Raw genomic sequence first — 17,570 nt, 5'->3', positions numbered from 1 at the left:
CGTCCCCTTCAATGTCCGGTGGCGGCAGTGCGGCTTCGTTTCAGGCGCAGGCTTTCGGCGGGATGGAAGCGGGCGTCGCGGCGCAAGGCGCCCTCCTCGACATCCCAGTTCGGTGCCATCCAGCTCGTCCAGCCGAGATGGCCGGACTGACCGAGCCGGACCGGCTTGACCTCGCCGACCGGCAAGGCGAGCTCGACATCCCATTCGAACTGCTCGCCAAGATGGAAGAACACCGCATCCGCCAGGGGCTCGCAGCGGTCGCCGTTCGGCAGGAAGCGCTCGAACTGTTGGAGATCGCGCGCGATGATCTTGACCCGGAACTTGTCCTCAACGCTGTAGACACTGCCGCCCAGCAGCGCGTCGCTGCCGAGTGAGCAATGCGAGCCGCCGAGCCGCGTCCGGTCGGCCGGGTCGAAGACCAGCCACATGCCCGTAAACTGCTCTATCTCGACTTGCGTCTTGAACAAGCCGGCCAGAAAGCGCCGCAGCCGCGAGGCTGATTTCGCCTGCGCGCCGATCAGCCCGGCATGGGCGAGCTTTTCGGCATCGGGCACGCTGTCGCGCTTGAGATAGGGCTTCGAGCCCATCCCGATCATACTGCCGATATAGGCGGCGAAGCGATCGAGATCGGGCCGGTCATGCTGGGCTATCGGGCGTGAATCGGCCCAGGCGCGGTAGAAGAGCTGCAGGAAGCGGTGGTTGAAGATGTCGAGGAAGCGCGGGAAGGCATCGTCGCGCACCAGCGTCCAGTGATAGCTTTCCTCGGTCGTCGCCAGCGGCAACGGCCCTTGCGGTCCGAGCAGGCCGAGGAACTTGACGAAGAGCCGCAGCCGCCCCTGCCCGTCGCGACCGGCCTCGGCCAGGCTCGATGCCGGGAAATCGAGATAGGGCTGCTCGCCCAGCGCGACATATTCGTCGCGCCGCGAGGCGACGTCGCCCACGCGCGGCCGGTCGGGAAAGCTGCGCTCCAGCCGGCGCATCACCGCGTAGAAATCGAAGCGCCAGGGTTCGGCCTCGAGCTGCGCCTGGTAGTTCGGCGCCTTTTCCAGCGGCGTGGCGGCGTCCTTGCTCACAGGATGCGCCTCGCACCGGCACGCGGCGGAAAGCGCATCACCTCGCCACGCTCGACGGTGCGGATCACCGTCTGGGTGAAATGGTTCATCGCCGCGTATTCCGCGAAGAAGCGGTCGAGCACCGCCCCGAGCAGGAAGACGCCGGAGCCCTCGAACGCCTTCTCGTCGAGCAGCACCGTGATCTCGAGCCCGCGTGCCGCACCGGTCCCCGCCCGCTGCGGGAAACGGCGCACGACGGCGCGGCTGTCGACGCTCTTGATGCCCCGGATGCGCCGCTCGGTGGCGCTGTCGGCGAGATCCGCGAAGAGCGAGAGCAGTTCGCGCAGCGCCTCGCCGTTCTCCCCGGCTCCGCGCTGGACGAGGCCGAGATGGTTCAGGCTGATCAGGTTGACCAGCCGCCAGGTCACGACCCCGGTGCTCGCGGTCTCCGAGCGCAGCTTGAGCTGGGAGACAACCGGTTCGCGCGGCGGCGTCGGCCCGGCGAGGCAGGCGATGTCGAGTGAGACATTGTCGATCAGGCGGAAATCGGCGCCACCCTGACCGGTCGGCAAATGCTCGGTCAGGTGCCGGTTGGAGCAGAGGGCCCGCACGCTGAGCTCGGCGACCGACGCCGTGTCGGACATGCCCGCCGGCTCGACCAGCGAGATGAACATCTCCGTGCCCGTATAGTCGGAGGCCTTGCCCTGCCGACGCTCGGCCGAGGAACGGCGCCGCGGCAGGCGGCGCTGCGTATAATGCAGCCCCTGCGTCGGCGAGACGCCCTCCGGCGAGGAATAGAGCGGGTGGACCGGCTGCTTCTCGCGCCCGCCGACATAATGGGCGTGGACAGAGAGGATGCTGTGCGGCTCGTAGTCGAGCGCGCGACTGCGGTCCGGCACGACATGGAACTCGTGCTGGTTCGTCCTGACCGGGATGCGATCCGTGGTCTTCTCGAACAGGTTGATCGCCGGTGCCGCATAGAGCGCGAACATCTCCTTGCGGACGGCACCCGGCAGCCGCGTATTGACCTCGTCGAAGACGAAGATCACGTCGACCGCCTTGGCCTGGAGCTTCGGCATGATGCGGCTGAGCCCCTCCAGCCGGAAGCCGAGGAACTTGCGCGGGAACCAGAACAATTCGCGCAGCAGGTCGAAGCCGCGGAAAATCCGGGTATCGGGCGGCAGCAGCGCCTCGTCCTCGTCGAAACCGATCTGTTCGAGCGGGCAGCCGTCGCCCGGCGTCACCACCGGATCACCGAACGCGTCGAGATGGCGGAAATGGATGCCGATGCAGTTCGAGAACAACTGCTCGTAAAGCGCGACGGCGTCACCCTCGGCCCCGAGCAGATGGAACGGCAGATCGCGGGTGCGGCAACCGGCGAACCAGCTCGCCGGATTCTTCAGCGCCTGCGCCGCAGAAGGCTCCTGCTCGGGGTCAGCCATGACCCGATGGTTCAGGGAGATGCGCAGGCCCGATAGCGCCCGCGGCCCGGTGCGCAGGCCCAGCGCCTGCAGCGGCCCCGGCGCCGGAATGTATTCGGCCCCCGTGATCTCGAAAGGCCAGAGCGTGACGTCACCACCCAGCCGGTAGCGGCAGGCGACCCTGCGCTCGCGCTCCAGATAGGTTGCGTCGATATAGGAGCCGCGCGCGATCCGCACGCCCTCGCGCAGGGCCGGATCGGAATAGGTCGGCACCACGCCGGCCAGCAGCGCCGAGGGCGTCGGCGCGAGATAGTTCGGCAGAAGCTGCTCGATCAGGTTGTTGGTGAACTCGGGAAACTCGTGCCGGAGCTTGAGCTGGACGCGGGCGGCGAGAAAGGCCGCGCCCTCCAGCAGGCCGCCGACCATCGGGTCCATGCGCTCGCCGGCGAGCCCGCCAAGTCGCTCGGCGATGCCCGGATACTCCTCCGCGAACTCCTTGCTGTGCTCCATGAAGAGCCGGAGTTCCTGGTTGTAGAGGTCGAGAAACTCCTGGTTCATCGTCATCGGCCCTTGATGGCGATCTTGCCGGTGTCGAGCTCGAGATCGGCGACGAACTGGACCGGAATATTGAGCGGTTCGCAATTCAGGTCGGCGCGCACGAGGAAGCGGATCTTGAGCTCGGCCGGGTCGAGGCTTTCGTCGCGCTCGACGGCGACCGACTTGCGGATCAGGCGCGGCTCGTAACTGACCAGCACATTGGCCAGATCTTCCCGGATGGCATCGACGCGATGCTCGTCGATCGACAGCCGCGTCATGTCCGGGAAGCCGTGGTTGAGCACCGAGCGGCGCACATGATCCAGCTCGGAGAGATCGAGGGACGAGCCCAGATTGATGGTGTTGACCAGCGCGTCGAGATCCAGCGCGATCTCGCGACGCAGCTTCTGTTCGGTGATCGCGGCTCGCGACGCGGCGCGGCGCGGGGCGATCACGCGTTCGCCGCCCTCGTCCCGAAGGTCGAGCGCGGTCCTTGCATCCTTTTCAAGATGCGCCTCCCGGAATGCGAACATCAAAGGCGGCCGCAGCCGCTTCTTCGAGATCGGATCTACCATGGCCTATCGCACCGTGGGCTCGGCCGGGCACCGGCTCCGGCATCGACCGAAGCCGGTGCCCTTCGGCTCACTTGGAGTGGGTCTTGATGTCCCAGGTCATGGTGCTCGGCGCCTCGAGCGAACCATCGGCCTTCTGCGCCTTGTACTCGTATTTGATCTTGGCGTAGTTCAGCGAGAACTGGTCGGTCGGGATGCTCGACCCGCCGGCGGCATCGCCGGACTGGTAGCTCGATACGATCAGATCCTCCAGCGTCAGCACATAGTAATCCTGCTGCGTCTCGCCCTGCTTGCGGACGAAGAGCACCGCCTTCTTGATGTGCTTGCCGCTGGCGCAGGACAGAGCCAGGTTCGTCGAGGCCTTGCCGACCGAGCAGGTGAAGTGGATGTCCTGGAAGCTCGCCTTGCCGGCGCCGCCGCCGGCGTTGGACGCATGCGAGCCCGCATTGCTGACGCCCCAGGAGAAGGAATCGACCTCGATCGTATCCTTGTGCTTGTTGTCCTTGCTTTCGCCCTTGATGCCGTCGATCTCGAGCAGGAAGTCGCTAGCCATTTTTACCTCCAGAGTAGGATTGCTGTGGGCTCGCGGATGCGGGCCCGCTGTGGACGCACTTCTCCTGTCGCGCCGCCCTCAAGCGGCCGGCGCGTCGAAGATTCTCGTTGTCGCCGTCACCTGGTATTCAGGTGACGGTCACTGCTTGGGAGCTGGCAGTCGCGAGACCAGGCTCAGACCGATATCCATGCCTTCGAGCTGGAAGTGCGGCCGCAGATAGAACTTGGCCGAGTAGTAGCCGGGGTTCTCCTCGTCCTCGAAAACGTCGATGCGCGCATCGGAGAGCGGGCGCCGCGCCTTCGTTTCTTCGCTGGAATTGACCGGATCGCCATCGACATAGTCGGTGATCCACTCCTGCAGCCAGCGGCGCAGCGGCTCCTTTTCCTTGTAGGAGCCGATCTTGTCGCGAACCATGCACTTCAGGTAGTGCGCGAAGCGCGAGACTGCGAACATGTAGGGCAGCCGCGACGACAGGTTGTCCGACGCGGTGGCCGCGACGCCGTCCGGCCCCGAATAGGCCTTCGGCTTGTAGAGCGACTGGGCGCCGATGAAGGCGGCCTTGTCGGTGTTCTTGCGATGGATCAGCGGGATCAGGCCGGATTTCGCCAGCTCCGCTTCGCGCCGGTCGCTGATCGCGATCTCGGTCGGGCATTTCAGGTCGATGCCGCCGTCATCCGTCGGGAAGGTATGGGTCGGCAGGTTCAGGACCTCGCCGCCCGACTGAACGCCGCGGATGCGCGTGCACCAGCCATATTCCTTGAACGCGCGGTTGACGTTGACCGCCATCGCATAGGCCGCGTTCATCCAGGCGTAGTTCTCGCCCTTGTGCCCGTCGGTATCCTCCTCGAAGGCGAACTCTTCGACCGGCTCGGACTTGGCGCCATACGGCACCCGGGACAGCACCCGCGGCAGGCACAGGCCCACATAACGGGAATCGGCCGCGTCGCGCAGGCCCTTCCAGGCCGCGTAGTCCGGCGTGTCGAAGACCTTGCTGAGATCACGCGGATTGGACAGCTCGGTCCAGGCATCCATGCCCATCAGGGTCGGCTCGGCCCCTGCGAAGAAGGGCGCATGCGCCGCCGCCGCCACTTTCGACAGATCGCGCAGGAGCTGGACGTCGGTCGGGACATGGCTGAAATGATAGTCGCCGACGAGGCACCCGAAGGGTTGGCCGCCGAGCTGGCCGAATTCCTGCTCGTAGACCTGCTTGAACAGCGGGCTCTGGTCCCAGCGCGCGCCGGGATAGGTCTTGAGATTGCGGTAGAGCTCGCCCTTCGAGACGTTCATCACCTTGATCTTCAACTGCGCGTCCGTCTCGGAGTTGAAGACGAGGTAGTTGAGGCCGCGCCAGGCGCTTTCGATCTTCTGGAACTCCGGTGCGTGCAGCACCGCGTTCATCTGCTCGGTCAGCTTGGCGTCGAGCCGGGCGATCATCTCCTCGATCGTGTCGATGACGTCGCCCTTGATCAGGGTCTGGTCCGCCAGCGCCTGGTTGACCAGGGTCGCGACCGCATTCTCGACTTCGGTCGCCGCACGCTCGGTCTTGGGCTTGAAACTCTGTTTCAGGATCACCGAGAAATCGTCGATCTCGCGCGTTTCGACTGCTGCCCCGCCGGGCTGTTGGGTTTGTGCTTCCGCTGCCATTGCCGCCTCGCTCGCTTAACCGCCTGCAGGCCCCCGATCCCACCTGATGCGGACGGGATCGCTTCACACCATCCGGAGCATCGCTCCTGTGAAAGAGCGGCTCCCGCTCCTTCGCGCAGCTCTCCGGGGGCTGAGCCCGCGCCCTGCCCTCAGTTCGCCGTCTTGTCTTCCGAAGGTTCGCCCTTGCCGAGCTGGTCCTTCAGCGCCGCCATCAGCTGGGGATCGGCCAGCAGCGCCTTGATCTGGTCGCTGGCGGCCATCTTGCCGTCCATGTAGCGCAGCAGGTTGGCGAGCTGCTCGCGCGCCTCCAGGAGCTTCGCCGTCGCCGGGATCTGCCGGGCGATGGCGGCCGGGCTGAAATCCTCGAACTTCGAGAACTTCAACGCCACCGAAAGCTTCTCGCTGCTGTCCTCCCCGAGCTTGTTGGACACGTTGAAGGACACGGCCGGCTCGATCGCGGCCATGCGCTGATCGAAATTATCCATGTCGAAGTCGAGGAACTTGCGCTGCGAGATCTCCGGCTTCTCGATCGCCGAGGCGTTGCCCGACAGATCGGCCATCACGCCCATGACGAAGGGCAGCTCGACCTTCTGCTCCGCATTGTAGGGGTCCTCGTAGGTGATATGCACCCGAGGCGGCCTGTTGCGGCGGATGAACTTCTGTCCAGAATCTCCGGCCATGTGACGTGCCCCTCTGCATTCGTGCCACGCCGACGTAACGTGACATCCTATCCGTTTTCGCCCGTCATCGATATAGTCTCGCGACTGTGACGGGAGGTTCAAGGCAATGACGAAAAACTTCCCTAGCTGTCAGCCTCCGGAACCGGCACGACATCTGGCAGGATGCTACCGAGAAGCGACATGAAATCATGCTGCGCCAGAGCACAGGCCTTGTCCATCAGGAGCGGCGTCGGGTGCGAGGGCTCGACCTGGCGGTAGAAGGCGGCGACCGCCTTCATCGCGCCGACCGCGTCCGCGCGGCTGCCGATCACGATCGCGGATGGCACCGGGTTCGGCGCGGCAACGGCCTCGGCCGCCTCCGTCACGCTCTCCCCGTCGCCACCTGCCTCGGAAACATCCTCACCGGCTTCGGCATCGCTGTCGTAGCCGTCCCCCGCTTCGTATTCGCTCTCCGTTTCGGTGCCGTCCGGCACCGGCAGGCGCTCCAGCGGCAACCGGAACCGGCGCTGGTCGCCGATCTCGAAGACCGCCTTGTCGACCTGGTCGGGGAACATGATCTGGATGACCTCGATCAACGACTTTCCGATCAGCTGCTGCGCCTGCCCGATCAGCAGGACGGCCGGGCTCGAAGGCTCGGTTCTGCGAAAGTAGCCGAGGCAGGCTCCCAGCGTATCCTCCACATGAAGGATGCTCGAAACGCTGCCAGGACCGAAGGTTGCGGTGTTTGCTGCCGACCCTTGCGGGCCGGCCGCCACGGGCTCCGGCCCCGACGCCTGATGGCCCGGGACACGCCGTACGACCGCGGCGTCGAGAAAGGCGGCGATCTGGTCCAGCAGCGTCGCCAGGCGCGGAAAGCCGAGGGGATGATCGACACCGACCTTCTCCAGCCAGATCGTCCGCAGGCGCGTGAGCGCGTCGCGCCCGGCATTCACCTGGCCGAGAATCGCGACGAGTTCGTCCGCTTCGACCTCGCCCAGCACCGCCTGGATCGTTCCGGCATCGGGATGCTGCTCGCCGTCGACGAGCTTCGTCTCGCCGCTCGCAACGAGCTGGCTGCGGAACATGAACGGTCCGATCCGCCGGCTGACGAAGAGCGGCGCGTGCTGCAGCGGCAGGACCACCGTCGCCAGCTCGTCGAGCCCCTGCAGGGCGACCTCGCGCATCACGAAATCGCCGTCCATCGCCCTGGGATGCACCTCTTCCCAGTAGCTGCCGAGGAGATCGGCCATGGCTGACAGGCTGGCGGTAAACCCCGGCACGTCGCGGTTGAGGATCGTGAGCTTGGCCGCGAGCACGAGGATCCTGAGGTCGCGCGAACGCTCCAGCAGCTTGCCGAGCTCGGCAAAGGCCGGCGGAAACTCGATGTTCGTCCGATCGAAGGCGACCTGCCGCCCGTCGTCGTCACGGCGGAAATACGAGACCGGCAGCGCGACCTCGAGCCGCGCCATGGCGTTCATGAAATCGGGATCGTCCTCGAGATCCGGCCCGCAGGGCTCGTCGGCCGAAACCGGTTTCGTCAGGTCGGCGAAATTCAGGCCCGCCATCGCTTTCCCCGCTCACAGGAGCGGCGGCCCCGTCACGGCCGGGATCGCCGCGGCCGTTCCGTATCGTGTTTTATTCGCCGCGCAGGCGGGTCTCGACCCGGCGGTTGTCGCCGGACAGGGGATCGGCCGCGATCGGCTTGCTCTGCCCGTAACCCTTGGCCACCAGCTTGGCGGCATTCACCCCGTGCCCGCCGAGATAACGGACGACGGCCTGCGCCCGGCGCTGCGACAGGTTGAGATTGTAGGAGGCACTGCCGGCGGCGTCGGTATGGCCCTCGACCATGAAGGTCCGCTGCGAGAGCTGCGGCGTCTTCAGCGCCTTGGCGAACTCGTCGAGATTGAGCTTGGCCTCGGGCTCCAGCTCGTCGGAATTGTATTTGAACTTCACGACGAGATCGAAGGCGCTGACCGGCTTGGCCGGCTCGACCACCTGCCCGGCCCTGGCGCATTCGGCTTCCGTGCCGACGCACAGCCCCCGCGAGATGCCGGGCTTGGGCGCGATGCCCGGCCCGAAATGCTTGACGATGTCATCGGCCTTGTAGGTCTGCGCCCCGGCCCCGTTCGCCATGGACAGAACCATAGCGCCGGTCAGAGCGACAAAGGCAGTGAAGCCGGGCTGCTTGCGCATGGGAACACTCCCGCTGAGTTTCGCCGTCTGGCAGATAAGGACTTAGGGATGGAAGGATGACTCCAGAAATCACCTACGTCAAGATAAAAATAAAAGCGCGAATCGAAAGGTTCAGTTGATGTCTTCTGCTCTTGGGCAAGATCAAAGAACTGCGTCTTTCTCAACGCCGACGGGAAAAGACGAATTTACACTTATCAAGTTCGAAGCCAGCGAGGCTTTGAGCGAATTGTTCACTTATAATATCGAAACAGTCAGCAAGACCGACAACGCTGACCTGCAAAGCATCATGAGCGAGAAATGCTCGATCAAATTCACGCTCAAGAACAAGAGCGAGCGTGTGCTGAACGGCACGCTGGTCGATGCGCAATGGCTCGGCAAGCAGGATGATCTCTACATCTACCGCTTCACGCTCAAGCCGTGGCTCTGGCTGCTCTCGCAGCGGGCGGATTGCCGGATCTTCAAGAACAAGACCGCCCTCGACATCATCAAGGAGATTTTCAAGAAGGAAGGCTCGGCGAGCTTCGACGACCGCACCAGCGAGACGCTCCAGCCGATCGACTACTGCGTCCAGTATCGCGAGACCGACCTCGATTTCGTGCTGCGGCTGATGGAGCAGTACGGCATCTACTACTATTTCAAGCACAGCGACGGCGACCACAAGCTGGTCCTCTGCGATTCCCGCTCCGCCCATGACCAGGTCCAGGCGGCGGCCGAGCCGAGCTTCCAGGGCGATGCTTCCGGCTACGCCTTCGTTCCGCAGGGCAGCCGCTTCCCGCGCAGCGCCGTCGAGCATCTGACGAGCTGGTCGACGATCCGCCGCCTGCGCACCGGCAAGTTCGAGCTCAAGGATTATGATTTCGAGAAATCCGAGTCCGATCTCACCGCCCGCGCCGAGGAAGGCTTCCCCAAGGCCAAGTCCTACGAGGCCTATGACTATCCGGCGGCCTACACCAAGCGTGACCAGGGCGAGCATTTCGCCCGCGTGATGGCGCAGGCCGAGCAGGCGCAGGACGAACGCCGCTATGCCGGCGGCGACGCTGCGAGCCTCTATCCCGGCGCGCTGATGAAGCTCTCCGACCATCCCACCGGCGCCGAGAACAGCGAATATGTCGTCGTCCGCGCGACCCATGCCTTCGGCATCCAGAGCTATCGCTCGTCGGGGGGCCGGGACGAGGCGCTCTATCACGGCTCCTACGAGCTCCAGAAAAGCGACAAGCGCTTCCGTGCGCCGATCGTGACGCCCCGCCCCACCGTCTACGGGCCGCACACCGCCAAGGTCGTCGGCGAGAAGAACAAGGGCGAGGAAGGCGATATCGACGTCGACGAATACGGCCGCATCTGGCTGCGCTTCCATTGGGACCGCGAGGATAGCTCGACCTCCTGCCGCACCCGCGTCGCGCAGATGTGGGCCGGCAAGGGCTGGGGCGGGCAGATCATCCCGCGCATCGGCCAGGAGGTGATCGTCGAATATATCGAGGGCAATCCGGACCTGCCGCTGGTCGTCGGTGCCGTCGTCAACGACCAGCACAAGCCGCCCTATGAACTGCCGGCAAACAAGACGCAGTCCGGCCTCAAGTCAGAATCGACCGATGGCGCCGGCTTTTCCGACACCTATAACGAGATCAAGTTCGAGGACCGCAAGGACAACGAGGTGCTCGAGATCAGGACCGAGAAGGACCACAAGATCACGGTCAACAACATCGAGACCCGCGATATCGGCGAGCGCTACGACGGCGGCGGCTATTCGCGCGAGACCACGCTCAAGAAGGGCGACGACAAGCTCGACGTCCAGAACGGCAAGCTCGACATCGAAGCGCTGACGGAGATCAATCTGAAGGTCGGCGGAAGCACGATCAAGATGACGCCCGGCAGCATCGAGATCAAATCGCCGACCATCACGATCCATAGCCAGGCGCTGACCGAGGTGAAGAGCGACGGCATGCTCGTCGTCAAGGCGCCGATGGTGAACATCAACTGATCGGAATACCGATAACGACAGAACGGCCGGAGCTTCCATGTCACGCCTGCGCTTCAGCACCGCCCGCGAAGTGTTCGAGACCTACCCGTCCGCCCACCAGGCCGTGACGATGGCACCGACCACCGAGCCACCGCTGGCTTTCCTCGGCCGCCTCGTCAGGGGGCCGGCGCCGATGGAGGCGGCCGGCTTCTGCGCCTTCCTGCTGCCGCGGCGCGAGACGGTGTGGTGGGCCGTGCAGGCCGTCCGTTCCATGCAGCCGCCCGGCACGCAGGACCCCGGCCTCGCGGCGGCCGAGGCCTGGGTGCGCGAGCCCGGCGACAAGACACGTTTCGAGGCATTGCGGCAGGCGCAAGCCGGCGACAGCGCAAGGCCGGGCACCTTCGCCGCCTGGGCGGCCGGCTATTCCGGCGGCAGCATGTCGGAAAGCCACCCTATCCCGACGCCGCCCGACCTGACGGCCAAGATGGCGCGGATCGCGGTGCTCAACGCGATCAACCGCCTGCCGGCGCGCGAGCGCGACGGTGCATTGCGCGCTTGCGTCGAAGCATGCATTCGTTTGGCTGAAGACGATGCCGGCAAGCGCTGATCTGCGGACGAGAGCATTTTCAAGCGAAGTGGACACCGGTTCGCGTGAAGAAAATGCGACAAACCAAAGACTTAGATCATCGGGCTGAGTATGATATTCGGCTCGATGATCTGAGGCCGTAACGGGACGTCCGCGATGGCGCTGACACTGACGATCGAGAACGAGACCTCGCTGCCCGATGGCGGCCCGCTCAGCGTGACCACGAGCGGCGGGCGCGGCCTCGATATCGGCCGCGACCAGCATCTCGACTGGGCCCTGCCCGATCCCTCGCGCGCCGTCTCCGGCCGCCATTGCGAGATCCGCTTCCGGGACGGCGGCTGGTGGCTGCGCGACATCTCGACCAACGGCACCTTCGTCAATGGCGGCGAGCATCGCGTCCAGTCGCCCTACCGGCTCCAGAACGGCGACCGGCTCGAGATCGGCCATTACCTGATCGCCGTCGTCATCGACGAGGAGGCCGGACAGGCCTCAGAGACGGCTGCCCCACCGCCACCTTATGCCGCGCAGCCGGACTCGCTCTGGGCACCGAGCGAGGAAGCCGCCCCGCCGATTCCGCGCCGCGACCTGATGCCGCCGAGCCATGCCAGGCCGGTCCATGCCGGTTTCATCGACTGGGCAACCGACATCCCGGCCCCGAGCGCCGAACGGTCAGCGCCGCCTCCGCAGGATTGGGCGCCGCCCGCCGCGCGGACCGACGATTTCGCCTGGGCGCCGCTCCAGCCGCCACCCGCACCGGCGCAGGAGCCCGTGGTGGCGATGCCGACCCCGCGCCGGCCTCCGGCAAGCAGCGCTGCGGACGCCAACCCCTGGGACGAGCCTACCGAGGATCCGGTTCCGCCCGAGACCCCGGCCGAGCCGCCTCCGGTGCCCGCCGTCACGCCTCCCCCCGCCCCGGCCTTCCCGGCCGAGCCCCCGACGCAGCCGGGCGCAGCTGCTCCGATCTCGATGGGCGAGTTCATGCAGCGCTTCGCGAAGGGTGCCGGCGTCTCGCCGCAGGCGCTGGCGACGCAGGACCCCGGCGCCTTCGCCGAGCAGCTCGGCGGCCTGATGCGTCTGATCGCCGAGGAGCTGAAGGGCCTGCTCGCCGCCCGTGCCGAGACCAAGCGCATCGCCCGCAGCACCAGCCAGACGATGATCCAGGCACAGGACAACAACCCGCTGAAATTCTCGCCGACGGTCGACGACGCCCTGCAACTGATCTTCGGCCAGCCGCGCAGCGGCTATCTCGATGCCAAGCGCGCCTTCGACGAGAGCTTTCGCGATCTCAAGGCCCACCAGATCAAGACCTATTCGGCCATGCAGCACGCGCTCAAGATGCTGGTCGAGGATCTCGATCCGCAGGCCATCAACGAGGCGACGGCGCAGGATGGCGGCCTTGGCGGCCTGATCGGTTCGCGCAAGGCGAAGATGTGGGAGGCCTATGTCGCCCGCTGGGACGCCAAGACCGCCCCTTACGAGAACGGCCTCGTCGACGCCTTCATGATCTATTTCGCCGAGTGCTACGACCGCGGCGGGAAGTGACGGGTCATAGGGCCGTCATGCTCGCCCTTGTGGCGAGCATCCACGTCTTGAACACGGCATTCGACCAGCGAAGACGTGGATGGTCGGGACAAGCCCGACCATGACGCAACCGGAGCGAGTTACCCCTTCGCCGCGACCGCGGTGATCTCGATGGCGTAGCCGGGCGAGGCCAGCTTCGCCTCGACGGTCGCGCGCGCCGGGGAATGCCCCTTCGCCACCCACTTGTCCCAGACCGCGTTCATCTCGCCGATCTTGCTGATATCGGTGAGGAAGATCTGGACGCTGAGAATGCGCTCCTTGCTGCTGCCGGCCTGCGCCAGCGTATCCTCCAGCAGAGCGAGAACCTCCTCGGTCTGCTCGGTCAGCGAAGCGCCCTCGGTCTTCTCGGCGACATGGCCGGCGAGGAAGACGATGCCGTTGAAGATGGCGGCGTCGCAGTAGCGGGCAGCCAGTCCGATGCGTTCGATGGTCATGGGCTTTGCATCCTGTCGCGGGAGAAATGGAGAAGCCCGCTTGGCCCGCCAGCCCTGCCCGGTCAAGCCGGCGGCAGCGCCAGGATCTCCCGAATGGCGCGCGGCTGGAGCTGGCGCGGCGCATCTTCCATCGCGACCTTGTAATAGCCGAGGATGCTGAGCTGCTCATAGGTCGCCCAGATCGAATCGTCCTCGAAGGCAGCCATCCGCTCCTCGAAATTCAGGATCATGCCGTATTCCATGCCGACACCGCGCTCGATCGGGGGCGGGGTCGGCTTGCTGCGCTTCTGCGCTTCGGCCGCAGCGAAGGCGGCGAGCGCGCCCGGCCGCCAGACCTGCTCATAGGCCGCGACGATATCGGCCACGGCCTCGCCCTTGCTCGTCAGCACCCGCCGGCAGGCATCGGCAAAGGCATCGGTCAGCCCGTTCGCCTCGGCAGCGGAATCGGCCTTGTTGTAGTCGGCCCGCAACGGCTCGACATAGCCGAACAGGTTCTCGAGCTGCCGCGCCGCCGGCCCTGCCAGGAACAGCCAGGGAAAGGCGCCGTCGATCGAGATCTGGCCGGGCAGGAGATGCGCCGCCTGCTCGCCATCATCGGCCCGGAAGAACTGGCGCACCGCCGCCGTGCAGCTCACGTTGGGCACCGGCAGGATCGGGCGCTTGCGCCGGGCGGGATCGCGGATCAGTGCCATGAAGCAAAGAGTTTCAGCGACGCGCCCGTTGCGGGCGAGCCCATGGTTCTTCGCCCGCCTCTGGTCGGAGGACAGACGCTGTACCATCTTGTGGCGAAAGCGCTCGTACCTGGCTTCCGCGCGATCTGGAACCGTCCGCCTGTTCTTCGCCATCGCACCCCGCAGCGAGAAAACGATTCCGCTTCAACGGCTTGCGCCGCCGCCTTGAATCAATCTGTTATCAGCCGCCGATGATCACCGTCGGCAGGCCCATCATGATCTTGTTGGGCGGCCCCAGCGCCTCGATGATCGTGTCGCCCAGCCGGCAGGCCGGCAGGTTGTTGATCAGCACGGTCTGCGAGCCGTCGATGACGACGCCGGGCCCATGCGTCGGCACCGGCAACGGACCGAGCGGCGTCAGGCAGATATGGATATCGGCGCCGCCTGCCGCGCCTGTGATCATCGAGCCCATGCTGGCGGCGGCCGTGTTCTTGGCGGTTTCCTCGGCGGCGATGGCGGCCGGCGCTCCCGGCGTGCCGGCGGCGGCGACGGTGGCGGCCTGAGCTGCCTGCAGCGCCGCATCGGAGGTCGCCTTGGCCCCCTGGATCGCGGCTGCGGCGGCGGCCGGAACGCCGCGCCAGGCCAGCATGCCGCCGATGATCACATTCGTGCTGCCCGGGCCGGGCTGGAGCATGCCCGGCAGCGGGTGCAGCACCGGATCCATGACGCGTGCGGCCGGTCCCTTGGGCATGCGGGCCTCCCCTGCTCGAACGGATTCGTACTTCCGAGCACTGCCGTGAAAATCGCTCCGCCGCATCCTTCAAGTCAATGACGGCGACACGCGCGCGACGCGCTAGCATTCGTTTGGTGACGCTTGGGTAGGACCCGTAGTAAGCTCGCCCAGCCTGCCTTCGAGTGAGCGAGACCGGAATGTCGTGGTACAGCAAGGTCGTCTGGTCGGAAGGACTGTTTCTCAGGCCGCACCACTTCCAGCAGAGCGACCGCTATCTCGAAAACCTGCTGGAAAGCCGCGTCAGAAACGTCACGCCCTATCCATGGGGCTTCTCGGTGCTGGAGATCGACCGCGACCTCGCCCAGCAGAGCCGCATCGGCCTGCGCCGCGCCGTCGGCGTGATGCCGGACGGCACGCCCTTCGCCCTGCCCGATAACAGCCCGCTGCCAGCCGCGATCGAGGTGCCGGAGAATGCCGCCGGCCAGATCGTCTGGCTCTCGCTGCCACTCGCCGCCGCCAATACGCGGGAGGTCGAGGACACGCTGAACGGCTCGGCCAGCCGCTATGTCCCCGCCAACGAGATGCTGATCGATTCGACCGCCTCGCTGCGGACGGAAGAAGAGATCGACGTCGCCCATCCGCGCCTGACGCTGGAGCTGCGCAAGACCTCGAAGGCCGGCTATGTCGGCCTCGCGCTCGGCCGCATCCTCGAAGTGCGCGACCGTGCCATCCTGTTCGACGAGAAATTCGCCCCGCCCGTGCTGGTCTGCTCGGCCTATCCGGTGATCGAGGGCTGGCTCGACCGCGTCATAGGCTGGATCGACAACAAGCTGGAGGAACTCGCCCGCTACGCCGCCGATCCCACGGCGGGCGGCGGCCTGCAGAGCGCCGATTACTTCGTGCTCCAGCTCCTCAACCGCAACATCCCCGTGCTCAAGCACATGCGCCGCTCGCGCTTCGTCCATCCCGAGCGGCTGTTCTCGACCTTCCTCGCGCTCGCCGGTGAGCTCGCCACCTTCACCACGGCCGAACGCCGCGCCCGCGACTACCCGGCTTACGACCATGACGACCTGGAGAACTGCTTCGCCCCCGTGGTGCGCGATATCCAGGACTTCCTCTCGGCCAATCTGGGCCGCCGGGCGATCCGGCTGGAGATCGTCGAGCGCGCGCAGAACGCCTTCATGTCGACGATCCGCGACCGCAGCCTCGTGCGCAACGCCACGCTGGTGCTGGAAGTGGCGGCGCGCCGCCCGCTGACCGAGATCCAGGCGCAGTTCCCGCAGCTCTTCAAGATCGGCCCCAATACCAAGATGAACGAGATCGTCCATGCCCATCTGCCGGGCATCAATCTCGTCCACTTGCCGACTCCGCCACCGCAGATCCGCGCGCTGACGGATCATGTCTATTTCTATCTCGACCGCACCTCGCCGCTCTGGCCGGAATTCTCGACGGCGAGTTCGATCGGCATGCATTTTTCCGGTGACTGGCCCGATCTCGAACTCGAGCTCTGGGCCGTTCTGGAGGGCAGGCGATGAGCGATCCGGGTTCGCCCTCAGATCCGTTCGGGCGCTCCGAGCGCACGATCATCAGGCCGAACCCCGGCGGGCGCCGCGCGTCCCTGCCATCCGCTCCCGCCGCACCGGCACCAGTCGCTCCGCAGGCGCCCCAGCCCTATCAGCCGCCGCAAGTGCCCTCGCCCGGCGTGCCCGGCACCGGCGACGAATGGATGTCGCAGCCGGCGCCGATCCCGCAGCGGCAGGCGCCTCCGCCTCCGGCCGGCGGCGGCCAGTCCCTGCCGCGCCGCGACCAGCTCCTGACGCCGAACGCCAATCCGCTGCTGCGTGCTGCCGGCCCGCTCCTGCTCCTGCTCGGGCGAATGCGCGCCAATCTCTCCAACGCGCCCTTCGCCCAGCTTCTCGGGCAGGTCGGCGAGTCCATCGAAGCCTTCGAGCACGAGGTCCGCGCCGCCGGCGTCTCGGCCGATACGGCGCAGACGGCGAAATACGTCATCGCCGCCACCGCCGACGACATCGTCCAGAACATCCCCGGCGACGACCGCCATGTCTGGACCCAGTACAGCATGCTCTCGCGCTTCTTCGGCGAGCGCATCGGCGGCGTCCGCTTTTTCGAGATGCTCGACAAGGCGAAGGCCGATCCGTCGGTCAATTACGACCTGCTGGAGCTGATGCATGCCTGTCTGGCGCTGGGCTTCCAGGGCATCCACCGTACCTCGTCCGGTGGCGCCAACAATCTCCAGACGATCCAGCGCAACCTGTTCGAGACCTTGCGCCGGGTTAAGCAACCCGATCCCGAGCTCTCGCCACGCTGGCGCGGACAGGCGATCGCGCAGGCGGTCGCAGGCTTCAAGGTGCCGATCTGGTCGGTGGCGGCGATTGCGGCAGTCGCCTTGCTCGGCGTCTATTTTGTCTTCCGCGCCCTGCTCGCCGGCAATGCCGAGGCGGCCTCGACCGCCCTGCTCTCGGTCCATCCCAAGGGCGAGATCGGCATCATGCGCAAGGTCTTCTCGGCCCCGCCGCCGCCCCCGCCGCCGGCGCAGCCGCCCAAGGTCTGCGCTGCCGTGCAGCCGCCGATCGTCTGTCTGGTGACGCCGAATGTCGTCATCGTCCGCCTCGTCGGCATTACCCTGTTCGAGCCTGGCCAGGCGGCCGTGCGCACGGAATTTCAGCCCCTGATCGAACGCATCGCGGCCGTGCTGGAGCAAGAGGGCGGTGCCATCAAGGTCGTCGGCCATAGCGACAACGTGCCGATCCGCACCGCCCGCTTCCCGTCGAACCTCGTCTTGTCGCAGGCTCGCGCCAAGGCGGTGGGCGACGTGCTCAAGACCAAACTCAGCAAGCCGGACCGGATCACCACCGAGGGCAAGGGCGCCGATGCCCCCATCGCACCCAACAACACCGCCGATGGACGCGCCCAGAACCGGCGCGTCGAGATCCTGATCCAGCGTCAGAACTAGGAGGGC

16 protein-coding genes are annotated in these 17,570 nt (G+C 66.2%); 5 read left to right on the top strand and 11 right to left on the bottom strand.

All coding sequences use genetic code 11. The annotated features are described in order from the left end of the window. Window positions 1-8 precede the first annotated feature (8 nt). From tssG to AC1RLU_RS14860, 8 genes are all read right to left on the bottom strand, one after another. Window positions 9-980: a type VI secretion system baseplate subunit TssG gene (gene tssG / locus AC1RLU_RS14895; RefSeq protein WP_492796949.1), complete on the bottom strand. Its 972-nt coding sequence runs from the start codon at window positions 978-980 to the stop codon at window positions 9-11. 89 nt (window positions 981-1,069) lie between these two features. Continuing rightward, window positions 1,070-3,031, bottom strand: coding sequence for a type VI secretion system baseplate subunit TssF (gene tssF, locus AC1RLU_RS14890; RefSeq protein WP_492796471.1), 1,962 nt, complete (start codon window positions 3,029-3,031; stop codon window positions 1,070-1,072). A gap of 2 nt (window positions 3,032-3,033) precedes the next feature. After that, window positions 3,034-3,540, bottom strand: coding sequence for a type VI secretion system baseplate subunit TssE (locus AC1RLU_RS14885; RefSeq protein ID WP_492796469.1), 507 nt, complete (start codon window positions 3,538-3,540; stop codon window positions 3,034-3,036). A gap of 109 nt (window positions 3,541-3,649) precedes the next feature. Beyond that, window positions 3,650-4,132: an Hcp family type VI secretion system effector gene (locus AC1RLU_RS14880; protein WP_492796467.1), complete on the bottom strand. Its 483-nt coding sequence runs from the start codon at window positions 4,130-4,132 to the stop codon at window positions 3,650-3,652. 138 nt (window positions 4,133-4,270) lie between these two features. Beyond that, window positions 4,271-5,776: a type VI secretion system contractile sheath large subunit gene (gene tssC / locus AC1RLU_RS14875; RefSeq protein WP_492796465.1), complete on the bottom strand. Its 1,506-nt coding sequence runs from the start codon at window positions 5,774-5,776 to the stop codon at window positions 4,271-4,273. A 149-nt stretch (window positions 5,777-5,925) separates the two neighbouring features. Next, window positions 5,926-6,456: a type VI secretion system contractile sheath small subunit gene (tssB, locus tag AC1RLU_RS14870; protein ID WP_082617389.1), complete on the bottom strand. Its 531-nt coding sequence runs from the start codon at window positions 6,454-6,456 to the stop codon at window positions 5,926-5,928. 122 nt (window positions 6,457-6,578) lie between these two features. Beyond that, window positions 6,579-8,000, bottom strand: a complete 1,422-nt coding sequence (locus tag AC1RLU_RS14865; protein WP_492796463.1) for a type VI secretion system protein TssA — start codon at window positions 7,998-8,000, stop codon at window positions 6,579-6,581. A 70-nt stretch (window positions 8,001-8,070) separates the two neighbouring features. Beyond that, the gene (locus AC1RLU_RS14860) at window positions 8,071-8,628 is read right to left on the bottom strand and encodes an OmpA family protein (RefSeq protein ID WP_091861329.1); all 558 of its coding nucleotides are present in this window, start codon (window positions 8,626-8,628) and stop codon (window positions 8,071-8,073) included. Window positions 8,629-8,746: 118 nt separating this feature from the next. Between AC1RLU_RS14860 and AC1RLU_RS14855 the strand changes: the two genes are divergently transcribed. The 3 genes from AC1RLU_RS14855 to tagH all read left to right on the top strand — a co-directional run bounded on the left by AC1RLU_RS14855 (window position 8,747) and on the right by tagH (window position 12,713). Next, entirely contained in the window at window positions 8,747-10,606 is a 1,860-nt protein-coding gene (locus AC1RLU_RS14855) for a type VI secretion system Vgr family protein (RefSeq protein WP_492796461.1), read from the top strand. A 37-nt stretch (window positions 10,607-10,643) separates the two neighbouring features. Next, window positions 10,644-11,192: a DUF6931 family protein gene (locus tag AC1RLU_RS14850; protein WP_091861336.1), complete on the top strand. Its 549-nt coding sequence runs from the start codon at window positions 10,644-10,646 to the stop codon at window positions 11,190-11,192. Window positions 11,193-11,327: 135 nt separating this feature from the next. After that, window positions 11,328-12,713 carry a type VI secretion system-associated FHA domain protein TagH gene (gene tagH, locus AC1RLU_RS14845; RefSeq protein ID WP_492796459.1) on the top strand — a complete coding sequence of 462 codons (1,386 nt, stop codon included), beginning with the start codon at window positions 11,328-11,330 and terminating at the stop codon, window positions 12,711-12,713. 119 nt (window positions 12,714-12,832) lie between these two features. Here the strand turns inward: tagH and AC1RLU_RS14840 are convergent, their stop codons facing one another. The 3 genes from AC1RLU_RS14840 to AC1RLU_RS14830 form a co-directional block, all read right to left on the bottom strand. Further along, window positions 12,833-13,186, bottom strand: coding sequence for a RidA family protein (locus AC1RLU_RS14840; protein ID WP_113587628.1), 354 nt, complete (start codon window positions 13,184-13,186; stop codon window positions 12,833-12,835). Window positions 13,187-13,248: 62 nt separating this feature from the next. Next, window positions 13,249-13,965, bottom strand: coding sequence for a hypothetical protein (locus AC1RLU_RS14835; RefSeq protein WP_492796457.1), 717 nt, complete (start codon window positions 13,963-13,965; stop codon window positions 13,249-13,251). A 133-nt stretch (window positions 13,966-14,098) separates the two neighbouring features. Beyond that, window positions 14,099-14,608, bottom strand: coding sequence for a PAAR domain-containing protein (locus AC1RLU_RS14830; RefSeq protein ID WP_492796455.1), 510 nt, complete (start codon window positions 14,606-14,608; stop codon window positions 14,099-14,101). 179 nt (window positions 14,609-14,787) lie between these two features. Here AC1RLU_RS14830 and tssK point away from each other — a divergent pair, with 179 nt between their 5' ends. Beyond that, window positions 14,788-16,125 carry a type VI secretion system baseplate subunit TssK gene (gene tssK, locus AC1RLU_RS14825; RefSeq protein ID WP_492796453.1) on the top strand — a complete coding sequence of 446 codons (1,338 nt, stop codon included), beginning with the start codon at window positions 14,788-14,790 and terminating at the stop codon, window positions 16,123-16,125. Further along, window positions 16,122-17,564 carry a type VI secretion system protein TssL, long form gene (tssL, locus tag AC1RLU_RS14820; RefSeq protein ID WP_492796452.1) on the top strand — a complete coding sequence of 481 codons (1,443 nt, stop codon included), beginning with the start codon at window positions 16,122-16,124 and terminating at the stop codon, window positions 17,562-17,564. The genes tssK and tssL overlap by 4 nt, the downstream gene beginning before the upstream one ends. Window positions 17,565-17,570: the final 6 nt, after the last annotated feature.

It is taken from the genome of Allobosea sp. GW822-FHT05A11, assembly GCF_058800455.1.
Note: the sequence above shows the minus strand (reverse complement) of the source record. Positions and strands in the feature narration are given on the sequence as shown.